Raw genomic sequence first — 13,060 nt, forward strand, 5'->3', positions numbered from 1 at the left:
CGTTTAGCGTCTGACCTGGGCCGCGTTGACCCCTATGACCGCGAGTCGCTTGCTGACAAGCGACGTCTGAGCGGTGCCGGCCCTGCCGCAGCGATGGAGGCCGCTCGTACAAGGACGAGCGGCCTTCCAGTATAACGAGAGGAAGCCATGAGCTCAGCTCCGGACGAGCCGTCAAGATGGATCCGCCGGTTCCACCCCGCCCCCGAGGACGCGCCGCGGATGATCTGCTTTCCGCACGCGGGTGGTTCCGCCAGCTACTACTTCCCGATGTCGAAGTCGCTGTCCCCGCAGGTCGAGATCCTGGCCGTGCAGTACCCGGGCCGCCAGGACCGGCGGTCCGAACCCCTGCTCGACAGCATCGGGGGTCTTGCCGACGGTGTCTTCGAGGCACTGCGCTCCTGGAGCGGCCGGCCCTTCGTGTTCTTCGGGCACAGCATGGGCGCCCTGGTGGCCTACGAGGTCGCGCGGCGCTTCCAGGAGCGTACGCCGACCGGTCCGCGGTGCCTGTTCGTATCGGGCCGGCGGGCGCCCTCCCTGCACCGCCCCGGAACCGTTCACCTGCGGGACGACCCCGGGTTCGTCGCGGACCTGGTCCGGCTCGGCGGAACGGACCAGCGTTTCCTCCAGGACCAGGAGTTACTGGAGCTGACGCTGCCCGTGGCCCGTAGCGACTACAAGGCCGTGGAGACCTACAGCCACGTGTCAGGACCACCGTTGGAGTGCCCGATCACCGCCTTCGTCGGCGACCGCGACCCGGAGGCGTCGGTCGAGGATGTCAAGGCGTGGAGCGAGCACACGGCGGGGGGACTCGACCTGCAGGTCTTTCCCGGGGGGCACTTCTACCTCGATGCTTGCCGCGCGGAGGTGGCAGGAGCGGTCGTCGAAGCCTTGAACGGGCAGGCTCCGGCGGTGTCGGTGGAAGGGAGCGCCGGGAGATGAGATACGAGATCCTGGGGCCGCTGCGCGTGGTGGACGGCGACCACGTCCTCGCGATCGGCGCCCCCAAGAGGGAGCTCGTGCTGGGCCTGCTGCTGGTGCGCTCCAACCAGGTGGTGCCGGCCGACGACCTCATCACCGAGGTGTGGGGCGACGACCCGCCACGCCGGGCACGGGCCGCGCTGCACGTCAGCATCTCCCACCTGCGCAAGTTCCTGGCGCGGCCGGACCGCGCCGGGAACCCGATCGTCACCCAGGCCGGCGGCTACCTGCTGGACCTGTCCCGCGACGAGCTGGACGCCCACGAGTTCGTCCGGCTGGCGGAACTCGGCCGCAACCACATCAAGCAGCGGCGTTTCGAGGAGGCCGCGGCGCTGATGGAGTCGGCGCTCGGGCTGTGGCGCGGGCCGACCCGGGGTGACCTGCCGAGCGGCTCGGCCATCAGCCGGTACGTCACCTGGCTGATGGAACTGCGCCTGGGGTGCAGCGAGATGCTCGCCGACGCCCAGCTCGAACTCGGTTTCCACCGGGAGCTGGTGCCGAGCCTGTACTCGCTCACGGCCGAGCACCCGCTGCGGGAGGTCTTCTACCGGCAGCTGATGCTCGCGCTGTACCGCTCGGACCGCAAGGCGGACGCCCTCATGGTCTACCAGACGGCACGCCGGACGCTCAACGCGGAACTCGGCCTGGAGCCGTGCCGTTCGGTCCAGGACCTCCAGCAGACCATTCTCATGGCCGACGCCCCGGCCCGGTAGCCGGCAACCGGAAGCCGGCAACCGGCCGCCTGACGCGCGCCACGCGTCAGGCGGCCCCGGCGGCGGGGACGTAGAGGGCGTGGACGGCCCCCAGGCTGGACGCTTCGAGGAGGTCGGGCAGCGCCACCCGGCGGCCGGTCTCCCGCTCCAGCGCGGTCACCAGCCACAGCAGGTGCACGGAGTCCCAGCCCGGCACCTCGTCGAGGCTCAGGCCGATGTGTTCGGCCGTCACCGGCATGCCCAGCTCGTCGCGGACGAGGGTGACGAAGTCGTCGATGGTCATCACAGTGCTTGTCCTTCCGGGTGTGCGGTCAGTCGGATGTGCTCCGGGGGCGGGACGATGTCGGCGAGGTCGTGCCGGTAGGTCGTCGTCGTCCCGTCGTCGGCCGCCGGCTGGAAGCCGTAGCGGGGGTACAGGTCCTTGACGGTGGTGTTCTTGGCCGTCGGCCGGTAGCTGCCGTACACGGCCTTCAGGCCGGTGTCCCGGGCGTGCCGGAGCAGCGCGGACAGGCACGCCTGCTCGATGCCGCGGGAGAAGACCCGGCAGCTGAGCAGGAAGTTCTCCACCTGGGCGGTGTCGCCGTCGCGGCGGACGAAGACCGCGCCCACCAGGCCGTTGTCGCCGAAGCGGTCGGTGGAGCGGATCGCGAGCGCCCAGGTACCGGGGTCGGTGATCCGGTCCCGGACGTCCTGCGGCTGGAGGCGTTCGGTCGTGAGGTTGAACTGGTTGGTGCGCAGGGTGATCTGGGAGACCCGGGGGACGTCACGCTCCTCGACGGGGGTGAACGTCACCCGCACGTCGAGTTCGCGCAGGTAGTCCTCGAGCGAGGAGAAGCTGTGCAGGAAGTCGGAGCGGGCGCTCTCCTCGCGGTACTTGGCGGGGCGGCTGCGGTCCTCGGCGGTGAGCTCCCGGGTGTCGAACCAGCCGTCCCGCAGCAGGCGTTCCACGTGCAGGGCCGGCTCGTCGTCGAGCCGGACGACCGCCACCTCGGGGAGCTCCTGGCACACCAGCCCGCATTCGTAGGGGCTGTCGTCCGCGAAGACGAAGCTGTCCACGCCCAGGTTGAGCGCCTCGGCGAGGTCCCTGAGGTTGTCCGACTTGGGCCGCCAGTTGGCGGTGATCCGGACGAAGTCGTCCTCGCGCAGCACCATGTCGGGGTGTTCGCGGATGACCGCGCGCACCGGTTCCAGGTCGTTCTTGCTGGCAGCGGCGAGCAGGACGCCCTGGGAGCCCAGCTGCTTGGCGACCCGCTGGAAGGCGAGGAACGCCTCGCCGCGGTAGCTGCCGCCGACCTCGATGCCGTCCGGTCCGTCGTCGCCGAGGACCCCGCCCCAGAGGGTGTTGTCGAGGTCGAGCACCAGGGTCTTCTTGGTGCGTCCGGTCAGCTGGCGGCCCAGGTGCCCGGCCTCCCGCGCGTAGGCGGCGAGCAGCGCGGGGGAGAAGTGGGACTTGGCGTACACGCTCAGCCGCGCGTCGCTGACGAGGTCGCCCTCCGCGGCGAGCGGGTCGAGGTCGAGCACCACGAGCGAGGGATGGCCCTCGGCGAGGCGCAGCAGCCGGGCGTTGGCGTCGCGCCACACGGCGCCGAGCGCGGCGCGCGAGCGGTAGTCGACGAGCTGGGCGGTGTGGCGCCGCAGCAGCGGCAGGGTGTTGAGCAGCAGGGTCCCGCGGCTGGTGGTCCCGAAGGCCGCGGCGAGGCCTTCGAGGAGCCGGATCTTCTCGTCGAGGACGCGTTCGACGTCCGCCACGTGCCACGGGGTCGGGACCTCGTCGAAGACGAGCGCCGGGTCCAGCACGCAGAGCACCAGTTCGGGGGCGGCCGCGTACAGGGCGCTGCCCGGGTCGGAGAGGTCGAAGACGAAGGAGTTGTAGTCCGCGACGTGCGGGCGCAGCAGCAGCCCGTGCCGGGCGAACTCGGCCGTCAGCGGCGCGACCAGGGAGGAGAGGGTGCCGTGGCCGGTGACGGCGACGGTCACGGCCGGGACGGCGGGGTGCTCGCGCAGGACCTCGTCCGGGTCGAGCCGGCCGAGCAGCTGCCCGGCCCGGGTCAGGCCCTCGCCCGACAGTTCGGACAGCAGGCCGCGGACCTCCGGGTAGTGGGCGGCGAGCCGGCCGGAGCGGACCAGTTCGAGGAGCCGTCGCTCCGGTGTGAGGGGGGCCGTTTCGCGCGCGGGGCCGTCCGTCGGTACCGGGGTGTCCATCCTGCGTCCTCTCTCGCGAGCTGCGTGTGGGCCGCCCGGGCATGGCGCACCGGTGTGCGGCGCGTGCTCGATCGTCGGTGGCCGCGCTAACCGCCCGCTTACGTACGCCTTGACCCGGCAGGTGGGTGCGGACGCCGGAACTGCTGACGGATGACTGTTGACCAACTTTCGTTTTTGGTCATAAGTTTGGGGCGAGGTCAGGAGAAAGGCGGGCTGAGTCGTGAGCGAGGAAGCGCGAAGGGACAGGGCGGAGCGGATCCTCGACGCCGCCGCCGAGCTGATGCTGCGTCACGGGTACAAGCGCGTGACCATGGAGGACGTCGCCAGGGCCGCGGGCGTCGGCAAGGGCACCGTCTACCTCCACTGGAGGACGAAGGAGGCGCTCTTCCGGGCGCTGCTCCTGCGGGAGTCCGAGCAGATGCTGAGCGGACTGCTGACGAAGCTCCGCCAGGACTCCGAACTGGCCCTGCCGTGGCGGCTGATGCGCATCCTGGCCCTGGAGGTGGTGCGGCGTCCGCTACTGCGGGCCCTGTTCGTCGCCGACTCGGACGCGCTCATCGGCTTCGCCGAGAACGAGGCCGTGCGCCGTGAGAAGCAGCTCGAACTCGCCCCCGAGACCCGCTACCTGGAGCTCCTCGTCGAGCGGCGGGTGCTGCGCGGCGACCTCGGCTTCGAAGAGGCCGCCTACCTCATGAGCGTGATCGTCCGCGGTTTCTTCCTCGCCGAGCGCACCGGAGAGGAGTTCGGCCCCGACCTCGAACGCAGGGCCGACCTGATGGCGGACGCCATCCGACTGACCATGGCCGCCGAGAAGGCGCTGGGGCCGGACGACACGGAGGCCCTGGCCGCCGGGACGATCACGGTCTTCGGCCGGACCGTCGAAGCCGTCCGGTCGGAGCTGAGCAGCGCGTACGCCTGACGGCGCCGTACCCCGCACCACCCGTACGACGGCACACCGCACCACCCTCACCCAGAACCGGCGCCGCGACCTTCACCCCCGGGAGGCCGCGGCGCCTTCCATTTCCGTGCTCCCGCGCCAGAACCGGAGGCGAGCAGTGATCGAGGCCAGAAGCCTCACCAAGCGGTACGAGAACAAAACAGCGGTCGACGACCTCACCTTCGACGTCCGGCCCGGCATCGTGACCGGATTCCTCGGTCCCAACGGCGCCGGCAAGACCACCACCATGCGCATGATCCTGGGCGTCGAGACGCCCAGCAGCGGCGCCGTCACGGTGGGCGGCCGCCGGTACACCGACGTGCCGGCGCCCATGCGCGAGGTCGGCGCCCTGCTGGACGCCCGCGCCGCGCACGCCGGCCGCAAGGCCTACGACCACCTGCTGTGCCTGGCGTACAGCAACGGCATCCCGCGCGGCCGGGTCGACGAGGTGCTCGGGCTGGTGGGCCTGGAGAAGGCCGCCGGCTGGCGGATCGGCACCTTCTCCCTCGGCATGGGCCAGCGCCTCGGAATCGCCGCCGCCCTGCTCGGCGACCCCGGCATCCTCATGCTGGACGAACCGGCCAACGGCCTCGACCCCGAGGGCATCGTCTGGATCCGCACCCTGATGCGGGACCTGGCCGCCGAAGGCCGCACGGTCCTGGTGTCCAGCCACCTGATGGCCGAAATGGCCCTGACCGCCGACCACCTCCTCGTCATCGGCCGCGGCCGGATCATCGCTGACACCAGCGTGGACGCCTTCATGCGCGCCAACGCGCCGCACTCGGTGCTGGTGCGCGTCGACGAGCCCGCCGCGTTCGCCGCGCACCTGGCCCGCGCGGGGGCCGTGGTGCACAACGGCACCGAAGGAGCCCTGCTGGTCTCCGGCACCGACAGCGCCGAGATCGGAAAGCTCGCCGCGGCCACGGGCACCGTGCTGTCCGAACTCACACCGCAGCGCACCTCGCTGGAGGAGGCGTTCATGAAACTGACCGGCGGCGCGGGCGAGTTCCGGTCGAGCGGGGGAGAGGGCAGATGACCAGCACCACCAGTATCACCAGCACCACCAGTACCACCGTCACCGCGGGGAGCACCGAGCCGCGCGCCACCCTGGGGCACGCCCTGCACGCCGAATGGACCAAGCTGCGCACCCTGCGGACCACCGCCTACCTCGTGCTGTTCATGGTGGTCGTGGGGTCCGCCTACGGCGGGGTGTTCAGCTGGATCGACGGCACCGGCTACCCCTCGCTGCTCGGATCGGACCGGTCGGCGTTCGACCCGACGGCCACCGCGCTGCGCGGCTACGCCATCACCCAGCTGGCCGCCGGGTTCCTGGGCGTGCACGTCATCGCCTCCGAGTACAGCACCGGCATGATCCGCACGAGCCTGACCGTCGTGCCCCGGCGCGGACGCCTGCTGGCGGCCAAGGCGCTGGTGGTGACGGCGGTCGTGCTGGTGGCCGGGGTGCTCTCCGGTTTCGGCGGCTTCTTCGCCGGCCAGCAGGTGCTCGCGGCCAACCACGCCCCGCACGTCGCGCTCGGCGACCCCCAGGTGCTACGGGCGGTGCTGGGCACCGGCCTCTACCTCGCGCTGGTGTGCCTGCTCGGGGTGGGCATCGGGGCCCTGACCCGGGCGCCCGTCGGGGCGTTCGCCCTGCTGGCCGCGCTCACCCTGATCGTTCCCGCCACCGCGGCGAACCTGCCGGGCACGGCCGGCCGGCTCGTCAAGGAGTTCTGGCCCTCCGCGGCGGGCAGCCGGGTCACCGCCGTCGTGCCGCTGGAGGACACCCTGGGGCCGTGGGCCGGGCTCGGGGTGCTGGCCGCCTTTGTCGCGCTCCTGCTGCTCGCGGGCTTCGAAGCGGTCCGGCGCCGCGACCCGTGAGCCCGTGCGGGCACGGGAGGGCACGGACCGCAAGGAAGGGGGGGACCGGCCGGCCGGTCCCCCCCTTCCGCGTCCTGCCGGGTCAGCGGGGCGCGCCGAACCAGCCGGTCAGCGCCGACCGCAGCCCCTTGATGTCGTCGCCGCGGGCATCCGCCCACGCCACGTGCCCGTCGGGGCGCAGCAGCACGGCCGCGGCGTCGATCTCCGTGGTCGCCTCGGCCCGCACGACGTCCACCAGGTCCGCCCAGCCGGCCGCCTCCTGGCCGAGGTCCGCGTCGGCGGTGAAGTCCAGCAGCAGGCCCCGGCCGCGGTGCAGGGCGGCGGCCACGGACGAGGAGCCGTCCGCGGTCGTCAGCGGGACGTTGCGCAGCCGCAGCCCGAGCAGCGGGTGGCCCGTGCCGGAGTCGGCGCCCGAACGGTCCATCGGGTAGCGGACCCACAGGCCCGTCACCAGCTCGATCAGGTGGCGGTTCACCTCGCTCAGGGACATCAGCTGGGCGACGACCGCGCGCAGCGGCGCCATCTTCTCCGGCGGGTGGCTCAGTTCGACCTGCGCCCGCACGTTGGTGCAGACCCACTCGCCCACCGGCCGGCGCTCGTCGTGGTAGGTGTCCAGCAGGCCTTCCGGGGCCCAGCCGTTCAGGTCGGCCGCCAGCTTCCAGCCGAGGTTGACCGCGTCATGGAGGCCGGTGCCCAGGCCCTGCCCGTTCAGCGGAAAGTGGATATGGGCGGCGTCGCCGACCAGGAAGGCCCGGCCCTGGCGGTAGCGCTCGGCGTTGCGGGTCGGATTGCCGTAGCGCTCCATCCAGCGGGCCTTCGTGGTCGGCAGCTCGGCGCCGGTCAGGCGCCGCGCGCTGTCCTGGAACTCCTCCAGCGTCACGGGCACCGACGCCCCTGGGGACGGGACGCCGAACTCGGCTGTCACCACGCGCATCAGGCCGGGCGCGAGCGGTGCGGCGGCGTAGTGGCCGCCGGTGGGGGCGATGTGGGCGCCGATCTGGGTGGGCAGCAGCTCCGCCAGGTCGACCTCGACGTCCGCGACCAGGCCGTGGAAGTCGGGGTCGTCACCGGGGGCGGGGATCCGGGCCAGGGCGCGGACCGTGCTGTCCCGCCCGTCGCAGCCCACCACGTATCGGCAGCGGATCCGTTCCTCGCCCGCGTCCGAGCGGACGGTCACCGTGACGCCGTCCTCGTCCTCCGCCAGGTCCACGACCCGCAGGCCGCGCCGGATGTCGGCGCCGAGGTCGGTGGCGCGGTCCTCCAGGACCCGTTCGATGCGCGACTGCAGCACGAGCACCGTGTCCTCGTGCCGCTCGTCGAGCCGCGAGGAGTCCAGCGGCATCAGCGAGAACTGGACGGTGGGCAGCGACAGGGTGCCCTCACGCAGCGGCGCCATCAGCCCGCGCTGGTCGAGCAGTTCGATGGCCCCGGCATTGATCGCCATCCCGGGGGAGGTCTCGCGGGGAATCGGGTTCTGCTCGACGACCACGGTGGGGACTCCGGCGAGCCGCAGTTCGCACGCGAGCATCAGCCCGGTCGGTCCTGCGCCGACGATCAGGATGCCGTCGCTCATCGCATCTCCTTACAAAAGGGTTCGGTACGGGGGGCGTCCGGGGGCCGGACGGGCAAGCGGGCTCAGGCGGGGACGTGGGCGGGCGAGAGCCGCTCCGCGATCCGCACGCGCAGGTAGTGCGCCAGGTCGGCGGGCGTGGGGTGCTCGTAGATCGCGGCGGGCGGCAGGTCCAGGCCGGTGGCCGCCACCAGGTGGTTGCCGAGCTCCAGGGCGGTGAAGGACGAGAAGCCCAGCTCCAGGAAGTTCAGGCCGGTGTTGATCGCGTCGTGGCCGCTGTGCCCCAGCACCTCGGCGGCGAGGGCGACCACCAGCTCCAGCAGCACCGCGGCCTGTTCGTCCGCCGCGGCGCCTTCGAGCCGCTCGCGCAGCCACTGGGCCCGGTCCGGGTCCGTCCGGTCCGGTTCGCCCAGGTGCGGCGCCGCGTCCGGGAGGTCGTCGAACAGCCGGGTCCGGTGGCGGGCGTCCGCGTGGGCCAGGAAGCGCTCCCAGTCGACGTCGGCGACGACCAGCGACGCCCCCTCGCCCCGCAGCGCCAGGTCGAGGACATCGCCGGCGGGCCGTACCCGCAGCTCGGCCAGGCCCAGCCGCCGCCACTGTGCCGCCACCGGGCCGCCGTCCGTTCCGGCGCCGTCCTCCTCGTACGGCCCCCAGGCCACCGAGGAGGCGGGCAGGCCCCGGGCGCGGCGCCGTTCCACGACCGCGTCGAGGAAGGCGTGCGCGGGGGCGTGGTTGCCCAGTCCGGCGCAGCCGAACGTGCCGGGCACGGAGGAGAGCACCACGAACGCGGCGAGTCCGAGGCCGTCGGTCAGCTCGTCCAGGTTGGTCACCGCGTCGGTGACCGCCGCGAGGCGGCGGGCGACCAGGTCGAGGTCGAGGGGGCCGGCGGCCTCGTCGTCCAGCCGGGTCGCGCCGTGCACCACCGCGGTCAGCGGGTGCTCGGCAGGCACCGAGGCGAGCAGGGCCGCCAGCGCCCCGCGGTCGGCAGGGTCGCACACGGCGGGGGTCACCCGGGCTCCGAGGCCGACCAGTTCGGCCGTGAGCCGGTCGGTGTCGGCCGGCTTCCCCTCGTACGGGCTCACCAGCAGCAGGTGCTCGGCGCCCGCCGCGGCCAGCCGGCGCGCCGCGTGCGCCCCGGGCGCGGTGTCCGCGCCGGTCACCAGCACGGTGCCGGTGGGCTGCCAGGCCGTGCCGGGGGCGGACGGGTGGCCCGCCGCGGCCGGCACCAGCCGCCGGGCGGACGCGCCGGCCGGGCGCAGCGCGATCTCGTCCTCGCCGTCGGCCGCGACGAGGAGCCCGGCGAGCCGGGCCACCGTGCGTGCGTCCGGCGCCGCCGGCAGGTCGATCAGGCCGCCCCAGGCCCGGGGCCACTCGGCGGCCAGGGCCCGTCCGAGGCCCCACACCTGCGCCTGCACCGGGTCGACCGGTCCGTCCCCGGGCCCGGCGGCCACCGCGCCGCGGGTCACCGTCCACAGCGGGGCGGTGACGTCCGCGTCGACCAGGGCCCGCAGCAGCGCCAGGGTGCCCGCGACGCCCGACGGCGCCGGTGCCGTCCCCGGCCACGGCTTCTCACCCAGGGCCAGCAGTGACACCACGCCGGTGAGGTCGCCGCCGGAGGCGTGCGCCGGCAGCCCAGCGAGCACCTCTTCGGGCCCGCCGCCGGGGAACTCGGCCGACACGACCCGGGCGCCCCGCGCCTCCAGCGCCGCCGCGACGTCCGCCGCGAGCGGTTCGGCGGCGCCCGCCGGGGCCGCCACCAGCCAGGTGCCCGACAGGCGCCCGGCGGCGGGGTCGGCGAGCGGCCGCCATGCGACCTTGTAGCGCTGCCGGGGCCGGCGCCGCCAGGCCGAGAGCGCGCCCAGCACCGTGCCGAGCGGGGCGTCCGGGGCGACGTCCAGGGCCGCGGCGAGCGCCGCCGGGTCGTTGCGCTCGACGGCGTCCCAGACCTGGTCCTCGCCGGGGGAGAGCGCGGCGCCGGGCCCCGGCGCGCCCGCGCGGGCGGCGGACGTGTCCAGCCAGTAGCGCTCGCGCTGGAACGCGTAGGTCGGCAGGTCGACGCGCCGCGCGCCCCGCCCGTCGAGCACGGCCGCCCAGTCCACCGGGCGGCCCTGGGCGAACAGCCGGGCCAGTCCGGTGGTCAGGGCCCGGCCCTCGGGCCGGGAACCACGCAGGGTCGGCACCAGGAGGGCGTCGGCGTCCGGCAGGCACTCGCGGCCCATGGTGCTCAGCACCGCGTCCGGCCCGAGCTCCAGCCAGGCCGTCGTGCCGTTCTCGTGCAGCCACCGCATGCCGTCCAGGAACCGCACGGTGCGGCGCACGTGCTCCACCCAGTAGGCGGGCGAGCCCAGTTCCTCCGCCGTCGCGAGCCGCCCGGTCACGTTGGAGACCACGGGGATCGCGGGAGGCGCGTAGGACAGCGATTCGGCGACCTTGCGGAACGCGTCGAGCATCCCGTCCATGTGGGCCGAGTGGAAGGCGTGGCTGACCTTCAACTGCTTTGTCTTGTAGCCAAGTTCGCGGCAGCGGGCGGCCACCTCTGCGACCGCGTCGGCGTCCCCGGAGATCACGGTGGACGCGGGGCCGTTGAGCGCGGCGATCCCCGCCCGCTCCTCCCGGCCCGCGAGTAGCGCCAGCACCTCGCCCTCGCCGGCCCGCACCGACAGCATGGCCCCGCCCGCCCGGGCCCCCTGCATCAGCCGGGCCCGGGCCGCGACGAGCGCCGCCGCGTCCGGTAGCGACAGGACGCCCGCCACATGGGCGGCGGCCACCTCGCCGATCGAGTGGCCCATCACGAAGTCCGGGTGCGTGCACCAGTGCTCCATCAGCCGGAACAGCGCCACCTCGACGGCGAACAGCGCCGGCTGGGTGAACTCCGTCTCGTCCAGCAGCGACGCCTCGGGCGAGCCGGGCGCGGCGAACAGCACCTCCAGCAGCGGACGGCTCAGCCGCGTGTCCAGCTCCCCGCAGACCGCGTCCAGCGCCCGCGCGAACACCGGCTGGGTGCCGTAGAGCTCACGGCCCATGCCGAGCCGCTGGCTGCCCTGCCCGGTGAACAGGAACGCCAGCTTCCCGGCCCGGCCGGCCGTGCCGGTGACGGTCTCGGTGGAGCTCTCGCCCGCGGCGAGCGTGTCCAGGCCGCGCAGCAGGCCCTCCCGGTCCTGGGCGACGACCACCGCCCGCTGCTCGAAGAGGGTGCGGGAGACGACGAGCGACAGGGCGACGTCCTGCGGGGCCGGGCCGCCGTCGGCGTCGGCCAGGTGCTCCCGCAGCCGGGCCGCCTGGGCGCGTAGCGCCGCTGGGGTCTTCGCCGACACGACGAACGGCAGGACGCCGCCTGCCACCGGCCGCGTACCGTCCTGCTCGGGGGCGTCGTCCGCCTCGTCCTGCGGGGCCTGCTCCAGGATGACGTGCGCGTTCGTGCCGCTGATGCCGAACGACGACACGCCGGCCCGCCGCGGCCGGCCCGTCTCCGGCCACGCCACGGGCTCGGTCAGCAGGGCCACGTCGCCGGCCGTCCAGTCCACGTGGGGCGACGGGCTCTCGGCGTGCAGGGTCTTCGGCAGCACGCCGTGCCGCATCGCCATCACCATCTTGATCACGCCGCCGACGCCGGCCGCCGACTGGGCGTGCCCGATGTTCGACTTCAGCGAGCCCAGCAGCAGCGGCCGGTCCGTCTCGCGGCCCTGCCCGTACGTGGCCAGCAGCGCCTGCGCCTCGATGGGGTCGCCGAGGGTGGTGCCGGTGCCGTGGCCCTCCACGGCGTCCACGTCCGCGGCCGTCAGCCGGGCGTTGGCCAGGGCCTGCTGGATCAGCCGCATCTGTGACGGGCCGTTCGGCGCGGTGAGGCCGTTGCTGGCGCCGTCCTGGTTGACCGCGCTGCCCCGGACGACGGCGAGCACCGGGTGCCCGTTGCGGCGGGCATCGGACAACCGCTCCAGGACGAGCATGCCGACGCCCTCGCTCCAGCCGGCGCCGTCCGCCCCGGCCCCGAACGACTTGCAGCGCCCGTCGGGGGCCAGTCCGCGCTGCCGGCTGAACTCGATGAACACGCCGGGCGTCGCCATCACCGCGACGCCGCCGGCCAGCGCGAGCGTGCAGTCGCCCTGGCGCAGCGCCTGGCAGGCCAGGTGCAGCGCGACCAGCGACGAGGAGCACGCCGTGTCCACCGTGACGGCCGGGCCCTCCAGGCCGAGCGTGTACGACACGCGTCCCGAGGCGACGCTGCCGGCGCTGCCCGCGCCGACGTAGCCCTCGACCTCCGGCGGCACCGGCTGCACCCGCGTCCCGTAGTCGCCGTACATCACCCCGGCGAACACGCCGGTGGCCGAGGTCCGTAGGCTGGTCGGGTCGATCCCGGCGCGCTCCAGCGCCTCCCAGGACGCCTCCAGCAGGAGCCGCTGCTGCGGGTCGGTTGCGACCGCCTCGCGCGGGCTGACCCCGAAGAACGCGGCGTCGAAGTGGTCGGCGTCGTGGAGGAAGCCGCCCTCCCGGGCATAGGTCGTCCCGGGCCGGTCCGGGTCCGGGTGGTACAGGCCCTCCACGTCCCAGCCGCGGCCCACCGGGAATCCGGAGACGGCGTCCGCGCCGTCCGCGACCAGCCGCCACAGATCCTCCGGGGAGGCGACCCCGCCCGGGTAGCGGCAGCTCATCGCGACGATCGCGATGGGCTCCTGCCGGGCCGACTCGACCTCCGACAGGCGCTGCCGAGTGCTGTGCAGATCGGCCGTCACCCACTTGAGGTAGTCGACGAGCTTCTCTTCCTGCGTCATCCGACTTTCGACC

9 protein-coding genes are annotated in these 13,060 nt (G+C 73.9%); 5 read left to right on the forward strand and 4 right to left on the reverse strand.

What is annotated here, in order from left to right:
* Window positions 1-147 precede the first annotated feature (147 nt).
* Together ACFVUH_RS22120 and ACFVUH_RS22125 are read left to right on the forward strand one after the other, a co-directional pair.
* Complete coding sequence (locus ACFVUH_RS22120) at window positions 148-939, forward strand: thioesterase II family protein (RefSeq protein ID WP_387915022.1); 792 nt, start codon at window positions 148-150, stop codon at window positions 937-939.
* Window positions 936-1,691 (forward strand): BTAD domain-containing putative transcriptional regulator, encoded by a 756-nt coding sequence (locus tag ACFVUH_RS22125; RefSeq protein ID WP_387915023.1) that lies wholly within the window; start codon window positions 936-938, stop codon window positions 1,689-1,691. The genes ACFVUH_RS22120 and ACFVUH_RS22125 overlap by 4 nt, the downstream gene beginning before the upstream one ends.
* Before the next feature lie 46 nt (window positions 1,692-1,737).
* Here the strand turns inward: ACFVUH_RS22125 and ACFVUH_RS22130 are convergent, their stop codons facing one another.
* Entirely contained in the window at window positions 1,738-1,974 is a 237-nt protein-coding gene (locus tag ACFVUH_RS22130) for an acyl carrier protein (RefSeq protein ID WP_387915024.1), read from the reverse strand.
* A complete protein-coding gene (locus ACFVUH_RS22135) occupies window positions 1,974-3,893 on the reverse strand; it encodes an HAD-IIIC family phosphatase (protein ID WP_387915025.1) in 1,920 nt (639 codons plus the stop codon). The genes ACFVUH_RS22130 and ACFVUH_RS22135 overlap by 1 nt, the downstream gene beginning before the upstream one ends.
* A 220-nt stretch (window positions 3,894-4,113) precedes the next feature.
* On the opposite strand from ACFVUH_RS22135, the gene ACFVUH_RS22140 reads away from it, so the two are divergent.
* The 3 genes from ACFVUH_RS22140 to ACFVUH_RS22150 all read left to right on the forward strand — a co-directional run bounded on the left by ACFVUH_RS22140 (window position 4,114) and on the right by ACFVUH_RS22150 (window position 6,708).
* Window positions 4,114-4,812 carry a TetR/AcrR family transcriptional regulator gene (locus ACFVUH_RS22140; RefSeq protein WP_387915026.1) on the forward strand — a complete coding sequence of 233 codons (699 nt, stop codon included), beginning with the start codon at window positions 4,114-4,116 and terminating at the stop codon, window positions 4,810-4,812.
* Window positions 4,813-4,948: 136 nt separating this feature from the next.
* Window positions 4,949-5,866 carry an ABC transporter ATP-binding protein gene (locus tag ACFVUH_RS22145; RefSeq protein WP_387915027.1) on the forward strand — a complete coding sequence of 306 codons (918 nt, stop codon included), beginning with the start codon at window positions 4,949-4,951 and terminating at the stop codon, window positions 5,864-5,866.
* Entirely contained in the window at window positions 5,863-6,708 is an 846-nt protein-coding gene (locus ACFVUH_RS22150) for an ABC transporter permease subunit (protein WP_387915028.1), read from the forward strand. Before ACFVUH_RS22145 ends, ACFVUH_RS22150 begins: the two co-directional genes overlap by 4 nt.
* 82 nt (window positions 6,709-6,790) lie before the next feature.
* Here the strand turns inward: ACFVUH_RS22150 and ACFVUH_RS22155 are convergent, their stop codons facing one another.
* Both ACFVUH_RS22155 and ACFVUH_RS22160 read right to left on the reverse strand, forming a co-directional pair.
* Window positions 6,791-8,281: an FAD-dependent monooxygenase gene (locus ACFVUH_RS22155; RefSeq protein ID WP_387915029.1), complete on the reverse strand. Its 1,491-nt coding sequence runs from the start codon at window positions 8,279-8,281 to the stop codon at window positions 6,791-6,793.
* A 62-nt stretch (window positions 8,282-8,343) separates the two neighbouring features.
* Window positions 8,344-13,047 carry a type I polyketide synthase gene (locus ACFVUH_RS22160; protein WP_387915030.1) on the reverse strand — a complete coding sequence of 1,568 codons (4,704 nt, stop codon included), beginning with the start codon at window positions 13,045-13,047 and terminating at the stop codon, window positions 8,344-8,346.
* Window positions 13,048-13,060: the final 13 nt, after the last annotated feature.

The sequence above is a fragment of the Kitasatospora sp. NPDC058032 genome (assembly GCF_042885845.1).
Classification (GTDB): Bacteria; Actinomycetota; Actinomycetes; order Streptomycetales; family Streptomycetaceae; genus Kitasatospora.